General features: G+C 56.3%; 21 protein-coding genes. 9 read left to right on the top strand and 12 right to left on the bottom strand.

The genetic code is table 11. The features are described 5' to 3' along the window. Positions 1-112 precede the first annotated feature (112 nt). The 3 genes from GSQ86_RS20895 (at position 113) to GSQ86_RS20885 (ending at position 2,043) form a co-directional block, all read left to right on the top strand. Positions 113-478: a metalloregulator ArsR/SmtB family transcription factor gene (locus GSQ86_RS20895; protein WP_158752094.1), complete on the top strand. Its 366-nt coding sequence runs from the start codon at positions 113-115 to the stop codon at positions 476-478. Further along, the gene (locus GSQ86_RS23615) at positions 459-1,424 is read left to right on the top strand and encodes an SRPBCC family protein (RefSeq protein ID WP_254062526.1); all 966 of its coding nucleotides are present in this window, start codon (positions 459-461) and stop codon (positions 1,422-1,424) included. Before GSQ86_RS20895 ends, GSQ86_RS23615 begins: the two co-directional genes overlap by 20 nt. Positions 1,425-1,665: 241 nt before the next feature. Beyond that, positions 1,666-2,043 (top strand): hypothetical protein, encoded by a 378-nt coding sequence (locus GSQ86_RS20885; RefSeq protein WP_158752093.1) that lies wholly within the window; start codon positions 1,666-1,668, stop codon positions 2,041-2,043. Positions 2,044-2,151: 108 nt separating this feature from the next. Here GSQ86_RS20885 and purB read toward each other — a convergent pair whose 3' ends face one another. Further along, positions 2,152-3,447: an adenylosuccinate lyase gene (purB, locus tag GSQ86_RS20880; protein ID WP_158752092.1), complete on the bottom strand. Its 1,296-nt coding sequence runs from the start codon at positions 3,445-3,447 to the stop codon at positions 2,152-2,154. A gap of 99 nt (positions 3,448-3,546) precedes the next feature. Here purB and GSQ86_RS20875 point away from each other — a divergent pair, with 99 nt between their 5' ends. The 3 genes from GSQ86_RS20875 to GSQ86_RS20865 are packed head-to-tail and all read left to right on the top strand — an operon-like array spanning position 3,547 to position 6,139. After that, positions 3,547-3,792, top strand: a complete 246-nt coding sequence (locus GSQ86_RS20875; protein ID WP_158752091.1) for a putative signal transducing protein — start codon at positions 3,547-3,549, stop codon at positions 3,790-3,792. A gap of 45 nt (positions 3,793-3,837) precedes the next feature. After that, entirely contained in the window at positions 3,838-4,923 is a 1,086-nt protein-coding gene (gene aroF / locus GSQ86_RS20870; protein WP_254062525.1) for a 3-deoxy-7-phosphoheptulonate synthase, read from the top strand. 4 nt (positions 4,924-4,927) lie between these two features. Then, positions 4,928-6,139 carry a beta-propeller fold lactonase family protein gene (locus GSQ86_RS20865; RefSeq protein ID WP_254062524.1) on the top strand — a complete coding sequence of 404 codons (1,212 nt, stop codon included), beginning with the start codon at positions 4,928-4,930 and terminating at the stop codon, positions 6,137-6,139. A gap of 452 nt (positions 6,140-6,591) precedes the next feature. On the opposite strand, the gene cobA is transcribed toward GSQ86_RS20865, so the two are convergent. The 3 genes from cobA to GSQ86_RS20850 form a co-directional block, all read right to left on the bottom strand. Then, positions 6,592-7,326 carry a uroporphyrinogen-III C-methyltransferase gene (gene cobA, locus GSQ86_RS20860; protein WP_158752090.1) on the bottom strand — a complete coding sequence of 245 codons (735 nt, stop codon included), beginning with the start codon at positions 7,324-7,326 and terminating at the stop codon, positions 6,592-6,594. 14 nt (positions 7,327-7,340) lie between these two features. Next, positions 7,341-9,515 (bottom strand): PP2C family protein-serine/threonine phosphatase, encoded by a 2,175-nt coding sequence (locus GSQ86_RS20855; protein ID WP_158752089.1) that lies wholly within the window; start codon positions 9,513-9,515, stop codon positions 7,341-7,343. A 69-nt stretch (positions 9,516-9,584) separates the two neighbouring features. Beyond that, positions 9,585-10,496: a YihY/virulence factor BrkB family protein gene (locus GSQ86_RS20850; protein WP_158752088.1), complete on the bottom strand. Its 912-nt coding sequence runs from the start codon at positions 10,494-10,496 to the stop codon at positions 9,585-9,587. Between the two features lie 342 nt (positions 10,497-10,838). Here GSQ86_RS20850 and GSQ86_RS20845 point away from each other — a divergent pair, with 342 nt between their 5' ends. Continuing rightward, a complete protein-coding gene (locus tag GSQ86_RS20845; RefSeq protein ID WP_158752087.1) occupies positions 10,839-11,045 on the top strand; it encodes a cold-shock protein in 207 nt (68 codons plus the stop codon). Between the two features lie 74 nt (positions 11,046-11,119). On the opposite strand, the gene GSQ86_RS20840 is transcribed toward GSQ86_RS20845, so the two are convergent. After that, complete coding sequence (locus GSQ86_RS20840) at positions 11,120-13,870, bottom strand: ABC transporter permease (RefSeq protein WP_158752086.1); 2,751 nt, start codon at positions 13,868-13,870, stop codon at positions 11,120-11,122. After that, positions 13,863-14,207, bottom strand: coding sequence for a PadR family transcriptional regulator (locus tag GSQ86_RS20835; protein ID WP_158752472.1), 345 nt, complete (start codon positions 14,205-14,207; stop codon positions 13,863-13,865). The genes GSQ86_RS20840 and GSQ86_RS20835 overlap by 8 nt, the downstream gene beginning before the upstream one ends. 87 nt (positions 14,208-14,294) lie before the next feature. Here GSQ86_RS20835 and GSQ86_RS20830 point away from each other — a divergent pair, with 87 nt between their 5' ends. Continuing rightward, on the top strand, positions 14,295-16,097 hold the full coding sequence (locus GSQ86_RS20830; protein ID WP_158752085.1) for a DNA mismatch repair protein MutS: 1,803 nt from the start codon (positions 14,295-14,297) through the stop codon (positions 16,095-16,097). 384 nt (positions 16,098-16,481) lie between these two features. On the opposite strand, the gene queG is transcribed toward GSQ86_RS20830, so the two are convergent. Continuing rightward, the gene (gene queG, locus GSQ86_RS20825) at positions 16,482-17,597 is read right to left on the bottom strand and encodes a tRNA epoxyqueuosine(34) reductase QueG (RefSeq protein WP_158752084.1); all 1,116 of its coding nucleotides are present in this window, start codon (positions 17,595-17,597) and stop codon (positions 16,482-16,484) included. A gap of 71 nt (positions 17,598-17,668) precedes the next feature. Between queG and GSQ86_RS20820 the strand changes: the two genes are divergently transcribed. Next, a complete protein-coding gene (locus GSQ86_RS20820) occupies positions 17,669-18,970 on the top strand; it encodes an MFS transporter (RefSeq protein ID WP_254062523.1) in 1,302 nt (433 codons plus the stop codon). On the opposite strand, the gene GSQ86_RS20815 is transcribed toward GSQ86_RS20820, so the two are convergent. The 5 genes from GSQ86_RS20815 to GSQ86_RS20795 are packed head-to-tail and all read right to left on the bottom strand — an operon-like array spanning position 18,967 to position 24,585. Further along, the gene (locus GSQ86_RS20815; protein ID WP_254062522.1) at positions 18,967-20,004 is read right to left on the bottom strand and encodes a ComEC/Rec2 family competence protein; all 1,038 of its coding nucleotides are present in this window, start codon (positions 20,002-20,004) and stop codon (positions 18,967-18,969) included. The genes GSQ86_RS20820 and GSQ86_RS20815 overlap by 4 nt on opposite strands. Further along, a complete protein-coding gene (locus GSQ86_RS20810) occupies positions 20,001-20,798 on the bottom strand; it encodes an SDR family NAD(P)-dependent oxidoreductase (protein ID WP_158752083.1) in 798 nt (265 codons plus the stop codon). The genes GSQ86_RS20815 and GSQ86_RS20810 overlap by 4 nt, the downstream gene beginning before the upstream one ends. Beyond that, the gene (locus tag GSQ86_RS20805) at positions 20,795-21,841 is read right to left on the bottom strand and encodes a galactitol-1-phosphate 5-dehydrogenase (RefSeq protein ID WP_158752082.1); all 1,047 of its coding nucleotides are present in this window, start codon (positions 21,839-21,841) and stop codon (positions 20,795-20,797) included. Before GSQ86_RS20805 ends, GSQ86_RS20810 begins: the two co-directional genes overlap by 4 nt. Positions 21,842-21,851: 10 nt before the next feature. Further along, positions 21,852-23,381 carry an ABC transporter substrate-binding protein gene (locus tag GSQ86_RS20800; protein WP_254062521.1) on the bottom strand — a complete coding sequence of 510 codons (1,530 nt, stop codon included), beginning with the start codon at positions 23,379-23,381 and terminating at the stop codon, positions 21,852-21,854. Continuing rightward, positions 23,374-24,585: an anhydro-N-acetylmuramic acid kinase gene (locus GSQ86_RS20795; protein ID WP_371720686.1), complete on the bottom strand. Its 1,212-nt coding sequence runs from the start codon at positions 24,583-24,585 to the stop codon at positions 23,374-23,376. Before GSQ86_RS20795 ends, GSQ86_RS20800 begins: the two co-directional genes overlap by 8 nt. Positions 24,586-24,647 lie beyond the last annotated feature (62 nt).

The following is a 24,647-nucleotide window of genomic DNA, read 5'->3' as shown; positions in this document are numbered from 1 at the left end:
GGCCGGGCGTTGAGCCTCTATTTTCCCTCATAGAATTTTGCGATTCCTGTTGACAGATATCGTCTCGTCGTTTATTTAACTAATTAGTTAATTAACTCGTGAGTTTAATACAATGCCAGATCACCTCAGCGCGACCTTCGCAGCACTTGCCGACCCCACACGACGCGCCATCCTTGCGCGGCTTGCGCTCGGCGAAACTTCTGTGACCGAGCTTGCCGAGCCCTTCGAGATGAGCATGCCCGCCATTTCCAAGCACCTTAAGGTGCTGGAGCATGCCGGCCTCATCAGCCGTGGACGCGAAGCACAATGGCGGCCTTGCCGCTTGGAAGCCGCGCCTTTGAAAGACATTGCCGGATGGGTCGACTACTATCGCCGCTTCTGGGAAGAAAGCTTCGACCGCCTCGACGATTACCTGCGCAAACTGCAAGCGACCGCGCCAAAACCTCAGGAGAAAAAGAATGCCCGTAAACACCGCTAGTCCCAGCGCAGTTGCAGCCGACTGCGAGCTGACCTTCACCCGCGTCTTCGATGCGCCTCGCAGCTTGGTCTTCAAGGTATGGACGGACCCGACGCACCTGGCGCAATGGTGGGGACCAAAACACTTCACCAACCCGCTTTGCGAAATGGATGCGCGAACTGGAGGTGCCCTTCGCATTGATATGCGTGGACCCGACGGTTCCGTGTATCCCATGGGAGGAACGATCCTGGAAATCGACGAGCCGGAACGACTCGTCTTTGAAATTACAGCACTCAACGATGCATCGGGCACGCCTCAGCTTAAAACGATGAATACGGTTCTCTTCTCCGAAGAGAATGGAAAGACAACCATCGTTTTGCATGCCGCTGTCGTCCGCGCAATCAACGAAGCCAAGGAAGCCGTAAAGGGAATGGAACAGGGCTGGAGCCAAAGCCTCGAACGTCTCACCGCGCTGTTGCATCACTTTGCAAACGGCGCGTCTGCTGACGGCGCGGAGGACCGCGAGATCGCAACCACCCGTGTCTTCGACGCTCCGCGAGAGCTCGTCTTCAAGATGTGGACAGAACCCGAGCATGTCTCAAAGTGGTTCGGACCAAGTGGCTTTAGAAATACGATCTTCGAGATGGACGTAAGGCCGGGCGGACGTTGGCGGCATATCCTGCACGGACCTGACGGCGTCGATTACAAAAATGAGAGTGTGTATCTCGAAGTCGCGAGGCCCGAACGCCTCGTCTACGAACATCTCTCCGGCCCAGCATTCGTAGCTACTGTGACCTTTGAAGATCAAGGAGGTAAAACGAAGGTCTCGATGCGGTTGCTCTTTGAAACCGCCGAGGTGCGCAGGAAGACGGTGGAGCTCTTCAATGCCATCGAAGGCCAGAAGCAAACGCTGCAGCGGCTTGCCGATCAGCTGGCGCTTATGGCAACAGAAAAGACAAATGCCTGAGGAGAATTCCATGTACGAAACAGCAAATATCGAACTCGTTCTTACACGTGCATTCGATGCTCCTCGCTCTCTCGCCTTCAAGGCAACAAGGCTGGAACGGCACGCTTGATCGCCTCGCAGAGCTTCTTGCGAAAAGATAAAACATCTCCGCGGCCATTTCGCGAATCAAGCACGGTGGCCAGTGTTTTACAGCTGCCGCTCCTGGATCCTATATTTTTCGTGATTCAAAAAAGAGGGTTGAATGAAAATTGCTGCATTGATCGCGCGCATTATTCTTGGGTTGATCTTTGTCGTCTTCGGGCTGAACGGCTTCCTGCACTTCATCCCTGAACCATTACCACCGGGGCTGGCCGGACAGTTTCTGGGCGCGATGATTCAATCGCATTATGTGCTTGCTGTGGCGGCGGTTCAGGTTGCAGGCGGCGCGCTGCTTCTTGCTAACCGTTATGTACCTCTCGCGCTCGTCCTGCTTGGCCCGGTCATCGTCAACATCGATCTATTTCATATTCTCATGATGCCTGCGGGAGCGCAGTTGGCTATTTTGGTGGCGATCGGCTGGATCGTGATCTTCATCCAGCAGCGCGAGTATCTTTCCTGCTTGTTTGTGCAGAAAACTTAACGAGCAATCTCCTGTCCTGCGATAGCGTCATTCTGAGGGCGGAATTCACAAGACTCTTCGCCGCTCTCAGAATGACGCCAATCCATGACAGGCTGCAATGTCAGACGGTTATCCTTGCAGCACGCGATCGAAGATCGCATCCACATTGCGCAGCTGCCGATTTAGATCGAAGGCATGCTCCAGCTTTTCTGCGCTGAGTTTCGCGGTAATTTCCGGATCGTTTTTAATGAGGTCGCGGAAGACGAGGTCTTCCTTCCACGCCCGCATGGCATGACCCTGTACCAGGCGATAGGCGTCTTCGCGCAACATGCCTGATTCAGCCAGATCAAGCAGCAGCTGACCGCTGAAGATTAGACCGCCAGTGCTCTCTAGATTCTTCATCATGCGCTGCGGATAGACGAGCAGCTTCTCAATCAGGTTCGCCGTCTTCGCCAGCAGATAATCCGTTAGGATCGTTGAATCCGGGAAGATAATGCGCTCCACTGAAGAGTGCGAGATATCGCGCTCATGCCAGAGAGCGACGTTCTCATAAGCAGCCTGCGCATTCGCACGCACAACACGGGCGAGGCCGCTGATCTGCTCGGTCGTAATCGGATTGCGCTTGTGCGGCATGGCGGACGAACCCTTCTGCTTCTCGGAAAAATATTCCTCGGCCTCGCGCACTTCCGTCCGCTGCAGGTGGCGAATCTCGACCGCGATCTTATCGAGCGTGGAGGTAATGATGGCGAGCGTCGAAATGTAATGCGCATGCCGGTCACGCTGAATGACCTGCGTCGCCACCGGGGCAGGCTTCAAACCAAGCTTCTCGCAGATGCGCTCTTCGTGCTTCGGGCTGAGATGCCCGAAGGTGCCCACAGCACCCGACAGCTTGCCAATGCGAATCTGCTCTGCTGCCGCGTCGAAACGTTCAATATTGCGCTGCATCTCGGCGTGCCAGTTCAGCATCTTCAGGCCGAAGGTCGTCGGCTCAGCATGAATGCCGTGGGTGCGGCCAATCGTGGGCGTGTGCTTGAACTCGAGAGCGCGTTTCTTCAGCACATCGGCTACTGCGAGCAGATCTTCACGGATGAGCACCGAGGCCGCCTTGATCTGCAACGCCTGCGCGGTATCCACCACGTCATTCGATGTGAGCCCGTAGTGCAACCAGCGCGATTCCGGTCCGATCTTCTCTGCGACCGCGGTCGTGAAGGCGATCACATCGTGCTTCACCTCGGCTTCGATCTCCTGAATGCGCGCCACGCTGAAGTCGCCGCGCTCACGGATGGCCTTTGCTGCTTCCGCAGGCACGATGCCGTCTTCGGCCAGCGTTTCGCTCGCGGCAGTTTCCACCGCAAGCCACATGCGGTATTTATTTTCATCACTCCAGATTTGGCCCATTTTCGGGCGTGTATAGCGGGCAATCAACGAAGCACTCTCCTAAGGAATAAGCTGTTGGGTGAACTTCTTATTTTACCGTTTGAGCATCCTAATAGCGGTTGACTCGAACAAAAGGAAAGGAAATCCATGGAAGAAGTCATCACCGTTGCCAGCTTTACTGAACCGCTTGAAGCCGAAATGGCGAAGCTACGGCTGGAATCTGCCGGAATTGAAGTTTTTCTCTCGGGTGAAAATGCCCGCATTATGGAACCCGGCCTGGGGCCGCTGCAATTGCAGGTCAAAGCCGTTGAAGAAGCCGATGCGCGCGCCATCCTCGCTGACCCCGGCTCCGACATTATTCCTGAAGCTGCCACGGAACCGGATATTACGTAACTCTCTCGCTTTCATTGCCGCTGACGGCAAGCAGCCGATACACTGGTGAGTTATAGAGAAAGGCCAGTCGCCATGCTTGTCGTCATGAAAGCGCAGGCCACGCCGGAAGAAATCCAGGCAGTCTGCGAGCACATTGAGCAATTAGGTTTTCGCCCTCATCCACTTCCGGGCGCGCAACGCACCGCCATCGGCATCACCGGCAACCAGGGTGAGATCGATCGCGGCAACATCGAAGAGCTTTCTGGTGTTGCTGAGGTTATTCGAGTCTCCAAGCCTTACAAGCTGGTGAGCCGCGATGTGAAGGAAGACGACACCATTATCACCTTCCCCGGCACCAATGCCACCATCGGCGGACGCGATCTCGCCATGATTGCAGGCCCCTGCTCAATTGAAACGCGCGAGCAGGCCTTCGCTGTTGCTGAACAGGTCGCTAATGCAGGCGCGCAGTTCTTTCGCGGCGGAGCCTATAAGCCACGCACTTCTCCATATGCCTTTCAAGGACTCGGTGAGGAAGCGCTGAAGATCATGGCTGAAATCCGCGACCGCTTCGGCATGCGCATCGTCACGGAAGCTATCGACAACGATGCGCTGGAGCTGGTCGACAAATATGCAGATGTGATCCAGATTGGCGCGCGCAACATGCAGAATTATTCTCTGCTGAAGGCAGCCGGCCGCAAGCGCAAGCCTGTTCTGCTGAAGCGCGGTATTGCTGCAACGCTCGAAGAGTTCCTCATGGCGGCCGAGTACATCATGAGCGAAGGCAATTATCAGGTCATCCTGTGCGAGCGCGGCGTGCGTACATTTGCCGATCACACCCGCAACACGCTCGACCTCAGCATCGTGCCCGCTGTGCAGCGTCTCAGCCACTTGCCAATCGTGGTCGATCCGAGCCACGGCACCGGCAAGCGTAACAAGGTCATTCCGCTGGGCCGCGCTGCAATTGCCGTTGGCTGCGATGGCCTTATCGTCGAAGTGCATCATCAGCCTGATAAGGCGCTCTCCGATGGCATGCAGTCGCTCTATCCGGAACAGTATATGCAACTGATGGAGGAAGCTTCACAGATTGCAACCGTTCTCGGCCGCAATATTCCGCGCGGTATCAAGATCACGGAAGGCGTAGCTTCTCATTAGACGCATGCCTTCCGGTCAGCACGATACGACTTTATCTACACAACGAATGCGGGTCAGCTTTGCAGCGATGCTGCTGCTGCTGCTGGCTTCGCTTACTGCATGCCGCAAACGCGATTTCCCGCAGTATCCGGCGGATTATCGCGAATATGCCTACGTCACCAACGGCGGCAGCAACTCGGTTTCTGTTCTTGACCTGATCAACCTGCGGCAGGACCGCATCATTCGTGTGGGAGAGAATCCCACTGGCATCGCTGCCAACCCGGCAAAGAACGAAATTTATGCTGTGAATACCGGCAGCAACTCCATCAGCGTTATCGACGCGGAAAAGAACGCGGTCGCCGCGACGATTGCTGTTCACAGCAAGCCTTACTTCATCGACGTTGATTCGCAGGGTGAGCGCGCTTATGTTGCGAATTCGGGATCGAATAACGTCTCGGTCATCGACCTTGGTGCGCGACGCGAGATTGCTGTTATCGGCGCTGGCGAAGCACCGGGGCTGGCGCGTATTTCTCCCGACGGCAAGAGCCTGGTCGTCACCAACCGGGCGAGCGGAAGCGTCAGCATCATCGATCCCCAGTCTTATAAAGTACGCAGCGTCTTTGCTGGTTGTCCGGGGGCGACGCACGCCGTCGTGCTGCCTGACTCGACAAAGGCATTCATTACCTGCTCCGGCGGTCATCAGGTCATGGTCATTGGCCTTGCGCGGCCTGATAGCGCAGTCGCCAGCGAACACGCGGACCGCCTGCTTACCTTTCTCGACGTAGGCAAGACGCCGGTGCACCTGGCGCTGAAGCCTGACGGCGGCGAAATCTTCGTCTCGAACTTCGGCAGCGATTCGATCTCGGAGATCGCTACGCAGATGAACGAGGTCGGCGGCGCTTATCTCGTCGGCGCGCATCCCGCGAGCGCGATCGTCAGCGCGGATAACTCGACCCTGTGGATCAGCAAATTCAATGCCGATTCAATCGAAGTCTATTCGATCGATGACGGCAAGGTCGTCAACACCGTGCATGTAGGCTCGGGACCGGACGCGCTGGCATTTTCAAAAGAAGGCCATCTGCTGCTGGCCACCGATGCAAAGTCGAATGACGTCTCCGTAGTGCGCGTGATGAGTCGGAACCCCTCAGGCGTAAGCGGTATCGGGACGCTGTTCACGATCCTGCCTGCTGGGCGGCAGCCGAACGCCATTGTTGTGAAGGGCTTTCGAGTAAGATGAGGGAAGGCCCCCCCTTTCCTAGATTTTCGTAAATTCCTGAAATCAATAGGGTTATTTGATCGCCTCAAAGCTAAAGTATTGATTCCAGATAATTTGCATGTAAATTACTGATTACAGGCACTTTGCGGACGAAGACCAAGTATTTTTCAGCTTCCAGAGCAAATCACTTCTGAGCGCACGAAGAGAATCCCCCAACCAGAGTGGCTTGAAATTCTTCCTCCCTTCGGTCGTCAGAATGACGGCGGTCAGAGTGGCCTCAAATGACGATTTTCTACATCTCTAAGAAATTTGCTACAGGAGCCTGGATGAGAGCCGATCTATAGCTACAGAAAAATAGCCATAGGAAAATGTTCTATAAACCAGTTTATCAATTTCAGGCATAATACACTGCCACTTGTCGTTGCAACGAGTGAATTTTAATTTTGCCCTGCAAGCTGCTTCTTAACATTGGCTTACTTTTCGGCTTCGGGCAATTTTCCGTAGAGAGCATCGCCCACAAGTACGACGCAGGGCGCGGGCAGCGGTGACGTTCTTGCCAATCGGTCAACGGTGGTGTGCACCACCTGCTCCTGAGGCGTAGCGACGCTGGAAACGATCGCGCATGGAGTTTGTCCCTTAAAGCCAGCGCGGCGAATCTGCGATGACAACCGAATGTAGTCTGGTCCAGGCATGTAGATGATCAGCGTGGCGTCGAGAGGCAGGGGACCCCAGCTCGGCTCGTCTGAACCAGCGCGATGGCCTGTGAGGAAAATTACTTTGGAGGCAAGCCGCCGGTCAGTAAGCGAGGCGTCGATGCGTGACGAGGCGGCAAAGCCTGCGGTGATTCCGGGGACCGATTCAAAGGGAATGGCTGCTGCCGCCAGGGCGTCCATTTCTTCGCCGGCGCGGCCAAAGAGCATCGGGTCTCCGGTCTTGAGGCGTACGACGCTATGCCCGGCGCTGGCATGCTCGACAAGCAGCGCATTGATATCGTCCTGTGTGATGGTTTTGTTACCGCAGCGCTTGCCTACGTTCATGACCGTAGCGTTCTCACCGGCGAGCTCGAGAATCTCCGGCGCTACCAGATCGTCATGAAAGACAAAATCGCCAGTCTCCATCAGGCGGGCGGCACGCACCGTCAGCAGCTCCGGATCGCCCGGACCAGCGCCTACCAGGTAGACCATGCCTTTCTCTGCTTTTCTCATCATCTTAGCTATTCGATTCAGCGCTGCCGCGCGAGGACCAAGGTAATATCGTCGGGCTGCTCCTGGCCGCCGATCCAGTTGCGCAGAGACTGCATTACCTGTTCGGAAATGGCATCAAGAGGCAGGTGGCGATGGCGACGCACCAGATCCACCAGACGCTCTTCCCCAAACTCACCGAAGTCATTTTCCGGCTCGGTTACACCGTCGCTGTAAGCGATAAGGATATCGCCGCTATGCAGTTTTTCAGTGCCCTGCTCGTATGTGGCATTCTCCAGCAGTCCAACGACCGTGCCGCCGCAGGTGAGCTGGGTAACAGTGTCATCGTGGCGCAGAATCATGGGAGGCAGTTGGCCGCCGCAGGAATATGTCAGCTCGCTGGTCATCCCGTCATAGTGAGCAAGAAAAAGCGTGGCATATTTTTCCGGCTGTGTGCTGCGGTATAAATGGCGATTGAGTTGCGCGAGGATCTTTCCCGGCTGAAGAAAGGGATCGATTCCGTAGCCATTTGAATTGCCATTTCCGTTTTCTTCCGTCATAACCGCGGTAAATTGGCCGTCGGAGATGATCATCTCTTCGCCTGCATAGCGATAGGCGCGCACCGCGGAATGCAGTGTGGCCATGAGCAACGCAGCCGAGATTCCCTTCCCGCTGATATCGCCCAGAGCAAGCCCTAGACCGGAATGGCCGAAGACCAGAAAGTCATAATAGTCGCCGCTCACGGTACGCGCCGGGTAGCAGGCGCCATGCAGTTCCAGAGTGGGGACGGTGACGGTGCTGCGCGGAAAGAGATTGGCCTGCACCTCCTGCGCGATGGCGAGTTCGCCCTGCAGTCGCTCTTTCTCGCGCTGCTCAGAGAGCAGACGTTCGAGCGAGTAGGACATGCGGTTGAAGGAGCGGCTGAGTGCCGCGAGCTGGTCGTTCCGCGTGACCTGGATGCGATGCGCCAGATTGCCCTGATCGATCTCTACCGTTGCGTCATACAGGTTGTTAACAGACCGCGTGATGGTGCGATTCAATCGCACTGCCATGAAGAAAGCGATCAATTCCAGCAGCCCGAAGAAGATCGCGATGGCAATCAGGACATTCTGCACAACCGTCGCGATGTTCAACGATGTAATAAACAGTCGCTGATAGAGCAACGAAGGCCGCGACGTGACGCTGGTTGGCGTATTGAGTGATTTGCCTGTCGTCCAGTCGGTCGTCTGGAGGGGCGCGTAGAACCGGATGGGAATATCGTAAAAGTGTTTTGCCGGTGGCAGCATGCCGCCCGTGATCGCATTCCGGCGAATTTCTTCGCGTGTCACTTTCTGGTCCTTGATCCTTGCTTTTACGCCGGATTCGGACGGTTTGTTGAATGTGACTTTCGTCTGTGTGTCGCCGCCTGCCGAAATCTCATCGCTCATGGGCAAGTTGGGAAAAAGCTCAATTCGGCCGATGCCGTGCGCCACGCGGTCGATCCTCGCCATGGTCAAGGGCGTGCTGGTGATCAGCGTGGTGGTGTGGCCGTTCACCGTCTGTATGTCGATGGCGCGCAGGTAGAGCTTGTTGTTATCGAGAACAACATCGCTGAAACGATCCTTGGCCCATGCCGGAATCTGGGTAATGTCAGCCGCCTGCAGGCTTGCCGGGCTGATCGGCATCGGCTTGCCGTCATGAAAGGCTGCGATCTTCACACCAGCTTCGTCGCCGCCCGGTGCGGTATCTTCCATTTCCGGCAAAGATACGCTTTTGGATGTGGGCTCCATGTTCAGCAGATGGGCCACGTGCATGGCGAAGGCGCGGTTTTCCGAGGAATAGTGCTCCATCTGCGTGTTCATCTCAGCCGTGGCGGCGAAGATGGCAAACTGCCCGCTGAAGAGATACAACGCGCTCAGAGCCAGCAGGACGAAAAGCACGACCGGCGTAAGCGCCATCAGCAGATACGTCATGATGAGACGGTTGCGCAGTTTCCAGAGAAAACGTCCGAAGATCCAGCGCCAGACCAGCGGCACACAGAAAGCCAGGAGCAAAGCAAAGGTCAGGAAGGCGATCAAGCCGAAAACTTCTCCAGCCACACCTGGAATCATGCGAAATGGGAGCAGGACAAGGTAGATAATCAGCAGCCAGAAGGCGAGGCGGTGCACCTTGCTTTGCGGTGGTTCTCGACGAAGCGCACGAAAGACGCGAGCTTCAAAATTTTTGACCTGTCCCATGGGTATTTCGCTCTAATTTCGCTTGATGCAACGAGTGTAGCGCGACTGAAGGAAATCCGGAAAAGTCCTTCAGTTTTCTGCCTTTTGCGCGGCTTCTACGTCGGCTTCGTGCGCTAAACGGAGCGTATATCGGGTTGCCGAAGACTGCGCTCCGGCGAGCAACAGCAATCCGGTAAGAAAGGCCCACATCATCAGCGTCACTGAGACGGAAAACGGCCCATAGACAGAATGAAAATCGAGCCACGGCAGGAGCTTTACATAGAGGACTTTTGCACCCTCCCAGAGAAGGCCGGTTATGACTCCGGCAGGAAGAACCGCGAGAAAGGGCAGCTTGCGATTCGGAAGCACCCAGTAGATGACAGAAAAAAAGGCAACGCTGAAAAATGCAGCCGAAATCTGCAGAAAAGCGTGTCCAAAAAATGCATAAACGACGTTATTTGTCTTCCCAAAGAACAAAAACCAGAGCACGGTGTTCTGGGCCGTCGTTAAAGCGACGGAAAGAAATGCGAGCACGCCGACGGCGAAGGCCAATCCAACGGAAATAAGCTGGTTTCTCAGGTAGGAACGGTTCTCGGTGACGCCCCACACGCGATTCAAGGCAACTTCGAGCGGCAGAAAGACTCCCGAAGAAGAAATGAGCAGCATGATGACGGAGGCAATCTGTACGCGGCCCTGTGGATTAGCCAGAAGGCTCATATTGCGCACGACGAAATCCTGATTGGAGGGCAGGAAATAGTGCAGCATGTCCACGATGACCTCTTCCATGGCGGTAGAGTGGAAGACACGACGCGCCACGGTGAACATCATTACGATGAACGGAAAAAGTGAGAGAATGGCATTTGCCGCCACACTGAAGGCATACGTGTGGACTTCGGTCTGTGTGAGATAGAGGGCCAGGGACTTAACCTGTCGCCACAGGCCAGATCCGAAGCGCGGCTGGGTGGGCAGTACGGCTCCGGCATTTTTTGAGGTTTCGGGCATACCTTCTAGCCCGATGCTAACAAACCGCGACAGGCGCCCGTCTTATCCCCAATACTCCCACGTGCTTCTATGGCCAGGTTACGACAGTACAGTGTCCTCTCGTAACTTAAAGTATCCGCTGAGTTTACCGATATTTTTTACTTGCCTCCCGAAGATTTTCCTGCCATAACATATGCACACTTCTCCATTCAGGGGCTGTGTATTTGTTTGGAAGGCCATTTGTCAGTTGTGGTTCAGTATCCTGGAAAACTTTGTGTCCACGCGTAAAGCTGCCAGAGCGGTAACGGCGGCTTTTGGTGTCTTCAGGGGGATTTCTGGGAGTAAAAGCAGAGAGGAGTATCAGTGAAAGAACACGGTGTTGTGAAGTGGTTTAACGGAGCCAAGGGTTATGGGTTTATCCAGCGTTCCACCGGAGAGGACGTTTTCGTCCATTTCTCTGCGATTCTGGACAATGGATACAAGACGCTTAACGAGGGTGAGGGCGTAGAGTTTGAATGCCAGCAGGGTCCAAAGGGCCTGAATGCGGCAAATGTAACGCGCAACGCCTAAGACCTACACAAAAAAAATTCTTCTGCAAACGGCTCCCTGATTTTCACAGGGAGACCGTTTGTGATTTCTTCCGTTTACTCTTCGCGCAGTACGACCATCGGATCGATGGATGCAGCTCGCCGCGCCGGCAGCAGGCTCGAGAGTATGACGATCACGGCCAAGCCCAGTATGGAGCTGCCGAGGATCACGGGATCGTATGCCTTCAGCCCGAAGAGCATCGATCTGGCCATGACTCCGACGGCAATCGCAATGGCTGTGCCAATCAGCGTGCCGATACCGAGCAGGATGAACGCTTCCCGCACGATCATTACCAGAATATTGCGCCGCGCAGCACCGAGCGCCATGCGAACGCCGATCTCGCCTTTTCTCCGCGCGACCATGTATGAGATCACGCCATAGATTCCGACTATGGCGAGGATGATTGCCAAGGCGCCGAAGAAGCCGGTAAGGTTGGCCATCAATCGCTCTCCGGACAAGTCCTCCTTAATTTCTGTCCTGAAGATAGAGAGAGTTAGCACCATCGATGGATTGACATCGGCGGCGACGCGCTTTACCGCGGAGGCCAGCGATTCCATCGAGTCATTGGAGCGGATCATGAGTGTTACACCTTCGCCCAGATCTTTGTCCTGAGTGGAAGAGACAAAAAGTATCGGCAGAAAATCCTCTCGAAGGTTCTGATACTTCATATCCTTGACCATGCCGATGATCTGATAGGTCTTGTCCGGTTTACCGGAATCGGTAACGATCTTTCCGACAGGATTTGCTCCCTGAAAGAATTTTCGCGCGAAGGTCTCACTGACAACAGCGACTCGCGGCGAAGTAGGCGTGTCGAGGTCATTGAAATCACGCCCGGAAACAAGCGGAATGCGCAACGTCTGAAAAAAGGACGGCGAGACCGAATTGAACCAGATTGTCTGGCGCTGCGGGCCTCCGGGAACATCGATATTATCGTCCCATCCGGAATGGCTGATGGGAACGATGAACGTTGAGGCCACAGACTGCACACCGGGTATAGCGCTGACGCGGTCCAGCAAATCTTTCTGAAAAGCCGGCCGCCGCTCCTGCGGTAAGTGCAGCGCGGAATAGTTGAATTCCGCGGTGAGGATGTGATCCTGCTCGAAGCCGGCATTGAGCGCAAGCAGGTTGCGGAAGCTGCGCGCAAAGAGCAGTGCGCCGCTTAAAAGAACCAGCGCCAACGCTACCTGCGTCACAATGAGGATTCGGCGCAGGAGGAAATGCTCGCGTCCGGCAGTCGTGCTGCGGCCGTTCGCCTTCATGGCTGAACCCGGATCGGTGGAGAAAGCCTGCAGCGCAGGAGTGAGTCCGAAAAGAATGCAGGTAATGCCCGCGAGACCGGCCGCGAAGCTCAAAACGCGCCAGTCGAGCGACATGTCGAGGATGACGGGATTTCGCCCCGAACCCAACATCGTAATCAGCCCGCGGCTGAGCAATTGCGCAAGACCTACGCCAACAGCTGTGCCGAGAACCGCCAGCAGCAGACTTTCCGCCAGCACCTGCCGCGTCAGCCGGAGACGCGATGCGCCGAGCGTGAGACGCAACGCCATCTCGCGCTGACGTGCGGTGGCGCGAGCGAGCAGTAGATTCGCCAGGTTCGTACAGGCGAGTAACAGCACCAGGGCAGAAAGTGCGAGCAGAATATATAGCGGGTTCTGCGCGCTCCTTCGCAGATCGGAAACGCCTTTGTCCGCGCGCGTAGCGCCGAGGCGGAAGGTAAGATAGTTTGCCTTATTGATCGAGTCGTATTTGGGCGGCAGGGATGCCGTGAATATTCCCGGAGAGATGGCTGCCAGTTGCGCGGAGGCTCGCTCGATTGTCCAACCCGGCTTGAGACGGCCAAGGACGGCCAGCCACCATACCTGAGGATCGTCGCTCCAGGAATCCTTTTGCTCGAATGCAGTTTCAGAGCACAGCGCGACGGCCGCATCGAAGTCCTTGCCTATGTCCACTCCATGGAACGATGGAGGAGTGACGCCAATAACCTGAAAGATCTGGCGGTCCAGCGTAAGCTTGCTGCCCAATGCTGATTCGCGTCCGCCGAATTCGCTCTGCCAGAAGGCGTAGCTCAGGACCGCGCCCTGTGTTCCGCACCCACGATAATCATCCGCAGGCGACAAAAGACGTCCGAGAACAGGACGAATGCCCAGCATGGAAAAGAAGTCGCCGCTGACCATCAGCGTATTGGCATTGCGGGCTTCCCCGCCCTGACTCAGATTACGCTGTATAGCTGACCATGCGGCGACGCCGGAAAACCCCTGCTGCTGGCTATGCAGCCGATTCCAGATGCTGCTGGTAAGGTCGGAGTTATTCGAAAAGAAGTTGCCGGTGCGACCTTTGCCGTCGTTTGCGATTCGGATAGCGGCCAGTTGCTCTGGCGCTTTTACCGGGAGCAGCCGCATACGCACGGCATCTAGCAGTTGGAAAATGGCCGTGTTCGCGCCGATACCCAGCGCAAGCGAGAGAATGGCAACGGCGGCAAACGCAGGACTCTGCCGCAGCTGACGCACGGCGTAACGAAGGTCGCGCCCCAGGCCGCCAAAGAGCCTCTTCTTCGGCCCGCTGCTTCCCGGAGACAGCGGCTCATGCGCTTTGCGTATGATGCTCTTCAACTCCCGGCTCAGGCGCCCGTCTTCGAGTTCCGCATGCAGGGTCTGATAAGCCTGCTGTGCGTTTACACCTTTAGCCAGCAACTCCTCATAGCGATCGTCGAGATGCTGACTCAACTCTTCGATGACATCATGCTCACGCGTCGGCTCAAGGTTCAGCCGCTCCAAGGCGGAGCGTATTTCTTTGGACCAGTCAGGCATTTTCCGCCTCCGTAATGCGGTGGATGGCATTTACAAAATCGAGCCAGGTGGCGCGCTGCGTCTTCAGAACATCTTTGCCCTGCGCCGTCAGCTTGTAATAGCGGCGACGGCGCTGGCCTGCTTTTTCTACCCAGCGCCCCGCGATCAGGCCACGCTCTTCAAGCCGATAAAGCATGGGGTAAAACGAGGCCACGTTGAACTTAAGCGCGCCCCCGGAGCGCTCTTCAATCAGCTTGCTGATCTCATAACCGTGGCGTGAGCGATGTTCTACAAGGGTGAGGATCAATAACTCGGCGCTTCCCTTTTTCAGCTGCTGGTCGAATACTTGCGGTGCCATATGTTGCATTACAACATATATTAATCCGACACGTATAGTTCTTTTATTTGAGAACAAGCAAAGTGTCCGGCTTGCGATAATGGTTATGTGGTCGAGACGCAGAAAAAGATTGAACCCACCCGGGAATATGCCGCACGCCTGCAAGCCCTCTCCGTCACTGAAGCGCGTATCCGCCGACAGGACCGTCTTTTTGTAGGGGCTAAGCTTGCCGCCGGCCTCGTGGCACTTGTACTCGTCGTGTGGCTGGCGAAATATCACAGTTCGCAAATCGCATACACCCTGATTCCCATTGCTATTCTGGTTCTGCTCTTTGTCTGGCATGAGCGCCTTCTTCGGCGGCTGCACTGCACTCGCCGGTTGCGTGCGTTTTATGAGCAAGGGATAGCCCGCATTGAAAGCCGCTGGGCAGGAACCGGCCAGTCTGGCGAACAATTTCTCGATCCCGCGCATCCATACGCGCGCGATCTCGATCTCTTCGGCAAGGGTGGGCTTTTCGAACTGCTCTGCACCGCGCGCACTCGCGCTGGCGAAGCAACACTTGCGACGTGGCTGCTATCGCATGCGGCGATCGAAGAGATTCGGCAGCGACAGCAAGCCGTGCAGGAGCTTGCGCCCCAACTCGATTTTCGCGAACGGCTGATGCTGGCTGGCGAAGAGGTCCGCAGCGGGGTGCATCCTGAATCCCTGGTGGCGTGGGCCGAATCGAAGACGCGGCTCGAGCCACATCAACCTCTGCGCATTGTATTGCCGGTGCTGGCGGCATGCTGGATTGCGAGTCTTCTCGCGTGGTTCCTATGGGATTGGGGACTGGCAGCGCTGTTGATCAGCGTGGTGAACCTGGCGCTTACCTACAAGCTGCGTGCGCGTGCGGAAAGCTCGTTGAGCAAGGTGGATGAGGCTTCACATGATCTCGATCTGCTGGCTGCCGTTCTTAAAGAGATTGAAGGGATGCCATTTCATTCATCGAAGCTGGTGAATCTGCAACAGGGACTGCGATCGGGAAAGTCTTATCCTTCGCATGCGATTCGCCATCTCAATAAGCGGGTCACATGGCTCGACGCCCATGAGAACTGGTTCGTGAAGGTGCTCGATCTCTTCGTCTTCTGGACGCCGCAATGGCTGCTTGCCGTCGAAGCATGGCGTGAATTGCATGCGCATGACGTTCGGCGCTGGATCGAAATTACGGGAGAAATCGAGGCACTCACGGCTTTAGGCTGCTACAGCTACGAGCATCCTGGCGATATCTTTCCCGAATTCGCAGAAACGGGTCCTTTGTTTCGCGCAGAAGGCCTGGCGCATCCACTTCTGCCACGCGGTAAAGCTGTCTCGAATGATCTGCAACTCGATGCCGATCTTCAGCTGTTGGTCATCAGCGGGCCAAATATGGCTGGTAAGAGCACTTTCATTCGCTGTGTCGGAATCAATGTGGTGCTGGCGCAGGCTGGCGCTCCGGTGTGCGCGAACCACCTCACGCTCTCTCCGCTTACGGTGGCTGCTTCGATCTGTATTCTTGATTCGCTTCAAGGCGGCCTCTCGCGTTTTTATGCAGAAATATTGCGATTGAAGACTATCGAAGCATTGAGCAGGGCAGAAGCACCGCTTCTATTTCTTCTGGATGAGCTTCTGTCGGGTACGAACTCACACGACCGCCGTGTCGGCACGGAATCATTTGTGCGCCATCTTCTGTCTCGCGGTGCCATTGGTCTTATTACGACACACGATCTGGCACTGGCAAAGATTGCCGAAAGCCTGCCGGGCAAGGCGGCAAACTACCACTTCAGCGACGAGGTCGAAGACGGCGAACTTCGCTTCGATTACAAGCTGACGCCAGGCGTGGTGCAGACCACCAACGCGTTGCAGCTGATGCGATCGATCGGGCTTCCCATTTAGAAGCGTCACTGTGACATTTGTCACTTTCAATTCGTGATATTCGCAACTGGCTCCCCTCTGAATGCGACTGCATGATCAGAGTGTTCAAAGGAGAGGCCTGTGGGATCCACGATGAATGCGCCCAGAAAGCAACGCAGCTTCTCTGCCGTAGCAGCTTTATTCTTTACCGCACCATTGATTGCGGAGTTTTACTTGGCATTTTCCCGCTGAAGTGTTGCCGATTCTTATCGTGCTCGCTCCCATGCATGGCGGAATGGCGCTGCTGATACGTGAAACGGTTCGCAGGCGAGGACTGGGGTGGCTTTCGATTCTGATACTCGGATTGGCTTACGGTCTCATCGAAGAGGGATTTGCTACGCAGTCGGTATTTCAGGAGAGCCAAAATCAAGAAGTGCGATTCTCTATCTGCTGAATCGCCCATGCGGATGTTTCCGCGAGTATGCCCTCGTCGCTCACAGTCCACTCCTGGAGCTTAGGAAGAAACTGTCGTAGCCCGCTATTGCCCATAGCGATAGCAATGTTGCGGCGCAGGCCTTCAAACTTCGCGCGCTTGATGGGCGAACCAAAGAAGCGTTGTCCGAACTCTTCCTGATCAAGCTCCGCAAGCCAGTCGAGCGCGGGATTCACCAGCTCGGTGCGAGGCTGCAACTCCGGATCGGCGGCGATGGGAGCTTTGCGGTTCCAGGGGCAGACATCCTGACAGATATCGCAGCCGAAAATTTGCCGACCGACGGCACTGCGCAACTCTTGCGGAACAAGCCCTCGCTTTTCAATCGTCAGATACGAGATGCAGAGGCTTGCATCCATCTGCCGCGGAGCTGTGAGAGCACCCGTGGGGCATGCATCGATGCAGCGGGTGCAGCTTCCGCAGCGGTCGGCTGCGAGCGTTGCGCGTTGGTCGGAAGGAAGCTCGATCGAGGTGAGGATGACGCCGAGAAAAAGCCACGAGCCGAGCTTCTGATCCAGTATGCAGGTGTTTTTGCCGGTCCAGCCCAAGCCTGCATATCGCGCATAGATGCGCTCGACGAGAGGACCGGTATCGACATAGCATTTCGACTCAAACGGCCCGAGCTCATTCTTCAGAACGGCTTCCATCCGCTCAAGACGCTTGAGGATGACCTTGTGATAATCCGATGGAGACAGGCCATCTCCATTCGGCTGCCCTGTCCACGCGTAGCGTGCGATCCATCCGGCGGCTTCAGGCGCGGAATCGATCGAGCGCGGCTGCGCCGTGTTGTAATTCGTAACGCATACGATCACAGATCGAACCCAGGGAACGGCCACCCGCAGAGAGGATCGGACTAATTCGCCCGCGTCGTTGCGACGCTTGAGATATTCCATCTCGCCTGCGTTACCCTGCTCAATCCACTCGGCAAACGTCTCGCGGTCGCTCAGATCTTCCGGCGATCCGGGCTCAGGCACGGCTGCGATGCCCGCAGCTGAGAAGCCGGCGGCCATTGCTTCCTGCGCGATGAAGCTCTGTAAAGATGCCTGTTGCATGAAATCGGCTCTTCTACCATGTTAGTGGACTTCAAAGCGGATAGACTGTTGCATTAAGAAAAGCGAGACGATTGTTGCCAGCCGAAACGGATTTGTCTATCGACCACATTCCCCGCCGTCGCTGGCGAATCGCTTTCCTCCTCGGCCTTGGTGTGCTGGTCAATTATTTTGACCGGGTCAATTTATCGGTTTCGCATAACGACCTCTTTGCGACCTTCGGCATATCAGACATCACTTTCGGCTACCTACTGGGCGCGTATAACTGGACCTACGCGCTCTGCCAGTTGCCTATCGGGGTTGTGCTGGACAGGTTCGGCGTGCGCCGCGTGGGACGCATCAGTACATTGGTGTGGAGCGTCGCTTCTTTTGCCGCCGCCATTACGCCCACCATTGGCGGATTCTTCGGCGCGCGGCTGCTTCTCGGCGTAGGTGAGGCGCCGACCTTTCCTGCGAATGCCAAGGCGATCGGCTACTGGTTCCCGCCAAAGGAACGCAGCCTCGCCACCAGCATCTTCGATTCGATGGCGAAATTTTCTTCCGCCATCGGCGTGCCTCTGATCGGAATTTTGCTGCTGCACGTAGGCTGGCGGCTAAGCTTTGCAGCTACCGGGTGCATCAGTTTCCTGTATTTCCTGATTTTTTATTGGATTTACCGCGACCCCAAAGACGACCCCGGCCTCAGCGACGTTGAGTACGACTACATTCGCGCAGACAACACGCGAACGGATGCGGGGATGATCCGGGTGGAATATGCGTCGCTTGGATACCTGCTACGGCGGCGTAAGGTGATTGGTCTGGCGCTTGGCTTTGGATCGTATAACTATGTCTTTTATCTGCTGCTCACATGGCTGCCCAGCTATCTTTCGCGCGCGCTTCACATCGACCTATTGCACTCGTTTCTTTATACCGGTGTGCCATGGCTCTTCGCGACTATTACCGATCTGGTCGTAGGCGGGTGGCTGGTGGATTCGTTGATTCAGCGCGGATGGAACGCGAATCTTGTGCGACGGGTTGTTTTGATCGGCGGCACTGCGCTTGGGCTGGGTATTTTCGGCGCAAGCGATGCGCACACTCCAACACAAGCTCTCTTCTGGATCAGCCTTTCGATTGGCGGCCTGGCGGCGGCGGCGCCGGTTGGCTGGTCGATCCCCTCGCTAATTGCTCCGAGCGGAAGCGTCGGCACACTGGGAGGCATTCTCAACTTTGCGAATCAGCTCTCCGGAATCGCCGCGCCAATTGTCACCGGATACCTGGTCACGGCACGGCATTCCTTTGCGCTTGCTTTTGGAGTCGCGGCCATCTACCTGGTGATTGGCATCGCCGGATATGTCTTCCTGCTTGGAGACATCGAGCGCATTCCCGGCGAGGCCTAGCGCGCGCTGTAAGTTTTCGTTTCGTCAGTACGCGAATTCAACACAGAGAAGCTGCCAGCGGACGTTGCGGTCAGCTCGATATCGTGTCCGGCATCCGGCCCTTGCGGATTCGCGATAAACGCATCTTGCGTATTATCGCTCTTACCTTCGTCGGAGTAGTGCAGCTGCCAGCGTGTCTCGAGGCCCGGATCTTTCTTGAATGTCTCAAGTGTCGCCTTCGAGCCGCCTTTTTTCTCGCCATTGTCCATGATGGCAATCTGCGGATGAATCGCATCGACCAGCGCAGGGCTTGAGCTCTGGTACCAGCCGTGATGCGAGACGACGAGAATATTCACGTGGCCAAGTTTGTTCACCGGACACATCAGCTGCATCTCTTTGTCCCACGTAAGATCGCCGAGGTCGAGGATGCGCAGCTGTCCAAACGTAATCAGGATGCCGAGTGAGCGGCCATTTTCCGTCTGATCTGCAGGACGTGTCTCTGACTGTTTGCAGAAGGAATTCTGTTCTCCGCCGCCGGGAAGATTGTGGTCGATCAGGTTGCCGTCGCCGCTGATGACGAGCGCATGGATGCCCTTCACAGGAAGCACATCGCCGGGTTTCTCGGTAAGGTGTTTGTACTTTCCACTGGCAAGCAGTTTTTGATATGCGTCATATCCTTCGACCGTGGGCTTGTCGTTGAGCTCACGATTCGGCCCATGGTCGATAAATGTGCCTATCGGAAATCGAGCCGCCAGCTGCGGCGCGCCGCCGACGTGATCCATGTGGAAATGCGTAAACATCACGTAATCAATTTTGCTGATGCCCGCCTTCTTCGCAGCCGCCACAATGCGGTCGGCATCGCGGCCATTGTTTTCGGGCCATCCTGTGTCTACAAGCAGCGACTCGCCTGTCGGAGTAACAAACAGTGTGGACTGGCCACCCTCCACATCGATGAAATAAACTCGCAGCTTTCCTTTATCCTGCGCTGTACTAGCGGCGCACATCGAGACCATCAGGCCGCATAGCATCATCCAGTTTCTTACCTTGCCCATCATTGCTCCTTTGTTGCCAACATAGCGCGGGTTGCGCCGGTAGAAATGCCACCGTCGACCAGCAAGGTCTGGCCAGTCATGTAGCGGCTCGCCTCCGATGCCAGGAAGACGATGGCTCCATCAAGGTCGTCAGGTTTTCCAGGCCGCTTCAACGGAATACGGTCTACAAGGTAATCAACCCATTCCTTGTTCTCGTACATCACTTTGTTCTGCGCTGTCTTAAACCACCCAGGCGCAAGACAGTTGACCGTGATGCCGTGTCGGCCCCAGTCGTCGGCGAGGCTCATCGTGAGTTGCTTGATGCCACCGCGACTCGCGGTGTATGGTCCGAGGCCTGCATAACCAGCAACGCTGGTTACGGACCCGATGTTGATGATGCGGCCATAATCGTGCTTCACCATACCGCGCGCAATGGCCTGCGCCACAAAAAAACTGCCGCGCAGATTTGTATCGAGCACGAGATTCCAATCGTCCAACGTCACGTCGAGAGCAGGCTTGCGCACATTGCAGCCCGCATTGTTGACGAGGATGTGAATCTGTCCAAAGGCCGCGTATGCGTCGGCGGCCATCTGCGTGATGCTCGCCTGATCGCGCACGTCGAGCGCAAGCGAAACAACGCGCCGCCCCATCGCTTTGATCTCAGCTTCAAAATCTGCAAGCGTCTCGCGCTTGCGGCTTGTCAAGATTAAATCCGCGCCTGCTTCTGCTAGCGCGCGCGCAAAATACTGGCCAAGACCACGGCTGGTTCCGGTCACGAGCGCGACCTGACCGGACAGATCGAAGAGTTTTCCGCTCATCGCGCAGCCTCAGAGGGCGCAAGCACGACCTTCATCAGGTTCGGCTCATGTGCGTAGAGACGCTCAAACCATCGCGGGCCTTCATCGAGCGGCGCCACTGCAGAGATCAGCGGCTTCACGCGAATCTTTCCGCTCGTCATCAACTCTATTGCCTGCGGGTATTCGCCAGATGAAGCGGCTGTTCCCTGCAAGCGAATCTGCCGCGTGACCACTTTTTGGAGCGGCAGGGTGACTTCCGGAGATATGTTGCCGATCAGCGTCACAGTACCGCCCTTGCGCACGCAATCGATCGCAGCGGAGATAGTTTCATTTCTTCCTACGGCCTCGAGGGCAACATCCACCCCCTTGCCGGCGGTCAAGCGCATCACTTCGGCGACGAGTGCAGCGCCGGAAAGCTCGAGTACCTCATCCGCGCCCATCTCCTTCGCCATCTTCAAGCGGGTCGCATCGATGTCCGCGACCATGACGCGCGATGCACCTCCGGCTCGCGCCGCCTGCAATGTGAGCAAACCAACCATGCCTGCTCCAATCACTAACACTGTCTCGCCGCCCTTGAACTCGGAAACAGCCACGGCATGCAGCGCAACGGAGACAGCCTCAAGCATTGCAGCTTCCGGAAACGAAAGCTCCTCAGGCAGGCGATAGAGAATTCGCTGCGGCACAACAACATACTCAGCGAAAGCTCCGGAACGACGGTAGTCGCCGCATGAGACGCCGACAACCTGCCGGTTGTCGCAGAGATTCACCTGCCCGCTGCGGCAGTAGTCGCAGGCTCCGCAATACACGGTGGAATCGAAGGTCACGCGGTCGCCCACTTTGAAATCGCTGACGCCGGACCCAATTTCGGCAACTACGCCAGCAGCCTCATGCCCCATCACGATAGGCGGAATGCGTCGCCCGGACGTTCCGTCGTAACCGTGTACATCGCTGCCACAAATACCGCAGGCCTCGACCCCCACCAGTACCTCCTCAGGTCCCGGAACCGGGCGAGGGAGATCGGCGACTTCAAGCTTTTTGTATTCCGAGAGCAATAGAGCTTTCATGCGTACCTTTTTATTCCTTCAGCGTGGCATCACGCAAAAAATCGTAATTGCCGGATGGCGATAGATGAAGATCCTGAAGCCTGCGGCTGTGCACAAGTACCGTGTCCAGATACCAGAGATTGATGGCGGGCATTTCGTCTGCCAGAATTGTCTGGACCTCGTCGTATGCCGTCTTCTGCGTTGCTCGGTCAGCGGTGGAAGCGGCTTCGGTCAGCAGTTGATCGACACGCGCGTTCGCATAGAAGCCACGGTTCGCGCCGTGCGGCGGAAAGCTAGCCGTCGAAAATGAGTAGCGGAAGATATCCGGCGCTTCGTTACCGCCGATCCAACGCGAGGGCGCGACCTGAAAAACGCCGCGGCTGATATCGGCGTAGAACGTAGCAAACTCATAGCTGCGAACATCGAGAGCAATGCCGACGTCGGCAAGCTGCTGCTGTACCACCATGGCCAGCAGGCGAGAGCCTTCGTCAGTCGAGGTTTTCATACCGATGTGAAAGCGAAAGCCGTCGGCTTTGCGCGTATATCCGGCGCGATCGAGGAGCGCGCTCGCGGCGGCCGGATTGAAATCATGTTTCGCGACGCTGCCGTTCCATGCCCAGTGCTCTGGCGGCAGCACACTTTCAGCCAGCCGTGCCTGGTCGCGAAAGAGCGAGTGAATAATCAGCGGACGGTTGATGGCCAGCGCAATGGCATTGCGAACACGCGCGTCGCGCAGTACGGGGTCGCGTGTGTTGAAGGTGAGATAGACAAGGGTCGTTCCTGGTCCAGAATCGATTTGCAGGTTGCGCTCTTTGCGCAGCGCATACACCGTGTCAGCGGGCAGCGCGTTGATGGCAGCGTCCGCGGAACCCTTCTGTAATTCCAGCGCGCGAGTGGTGGCGTCGGGCACCACGGCAAAGCGGAGATTCTCAATCGAAGGCTGTGGCTGCCAGGAACGATCCGCGCGCCGCAGCACCACGTCTTTATCCTGTTCCTGGCTTACAAATGCAAACGGCCCGCTGCCTACAGGGTGTTTCCAGAAATCGCGGCCGCTTCCCGCAGGCACCACCCCGAAGCCGCCATCGCTCACGTTCCACAGGAGCGCGGGATCGGGCTTCTTGAGATGCACAATCAACGTTTGCGCATCCGGAGCATCAATGCGGTCAATCGTCTGGTAGGCATTCGCTTTTACGCTGATGACCTTGCCCTGGATGATCGTATCGAGCGTGTACTTCACGTCGGCGGAAGTCAGCGGACGTCCGTCTTGAAACTGCACATCGTTTCGCAGGTGAAAGATATACGTTAACGGGTCAGGATTTTCCCATCGAACAGCGAGCCACGGCTGCAGATTGAAATGCTCATCTCTGCGAACAAGCGAATCGAAGATCAGCGAATCGATGCGCTCCGACTGCGCGTCGACGCCAATGCGCGGATCGAGGTTCGTTGGGCTGCTCTCGATGAGCATGGTCGCGGTGCTGCTGGAATTGTGCTGTTGTTTGCATCCCGCAAAAAACCAGCAAATAGCAACCAGTGACAGGACCTTTACCAACTTCTTAGACATGGCTGATCTGCCCCAGAATCGCAGGCCTCTTCGCCCCGGTCGCGGAAGGAACATTCGCCGGGTATCCATGCCACGTGTAATAAGCCAGCAGCGCGAAGGCGGCCGCCTCTTTTGCATCGACAGGAATTCCAGCCGCGGCAGTTTCCATCAGATGACAACCCAAAGGCTCCAGCCTTTCGCGCAGCATCTTCATCAGTGTCGCGTTCTTGGCGCCACCGCCGGAGACGATGTAATCGACATCCGTTGTTACGTGTCCCAATTTTGGCAAAACAAATTGCTCGATGGCTCGACCGATGCTCTCAACAGTCAAGGCGGTGGCCGTGGCGATCGTATCTTCCGGAGAGCCTTTCGCTTTTCGGCAAGCGCGGAGAAACTCTTCAACAAATGCCGCACCAAACTCTTCCCTGCCTGCAGACTTGGGCGGCGAGAGACGAAAGTAGGAGTGTCGCAAAGCCGCAGCCAGCGCTTCTTTCAGAACGCATCCGCGCGCAGCCTTTTTACCGCCGCTGTCATAGCGCTTGCTAAAAAGCTGCTGCATGCAGGCGTCGATCACCATGTTGCCCGGACCGGTATCGAAGGCCAACACTTTATCCATCCCAGCAGCAGGCGGAATCAGCGTCAGGTTGCCGATCCCTCCGAGATTCTGGAGAATACGCGCCCGCTTCGCATGGGCAAATTGAACGTAGTCGAGCAACGGCACAAGCGGCGCGCCCTGGCCACCAGCTACCATGTCCGCCGGACGGAAATTGCTGACTACTGGTACGCCAAGCTCCGCGGCCAGCAGCGCAGGCTCGCCTATCTGCCAGGTACAGGCAATCTGGCATCCGGCATACATCTTTGGAATCGCCTGGTGATAGATCGTCTGACCGTGGCAGCCGATGAGCTGAATCTTCGCGCTATGTTGCTTCACGGTATCCTGAACCGCCTTCGCGTAAGCCATGCCAAGACGCCAGTTCAAACGCGCTAATTCCGCCGTAGAGGTCGATTTCGCATCCATAGCTGCCAGAACGGCTTTACGCAGGGCCGGAGAAAAAGGATAAGCCGAGTGCGCCAGAAGCTTCAGCCTGGGAACACTCTTTCCCGGTTGAATTTTTACCAGGGCAACATCGATACCATCGGCCGAGGTCCCGCTCATGACACCGGCGACAACCATCGGGCGAAACGGCACAGGCTTTTTTTGGGGCAGAGCTGAATTACCGGACAAGAATTATTTCCCCTGAGGTTCAGCCATCATTGTATGGCCTCCGTTCGCCCCTCCCGGTATGT

The organism is Acidobacterium sp. S8 (genome assembly GCF_009765985.1).
In the GTDB taxonomy this organism is placed as follows: Bacteria; Acidobacteriota; Terriglobia; order Terriglobales; family Acidobacteriaceae; genus Alloacidobacterium.
Note: the sequence above shows the minus strand (reverse complement) of the source record. Positions and strands in the feature narration are given on the sequence as shown.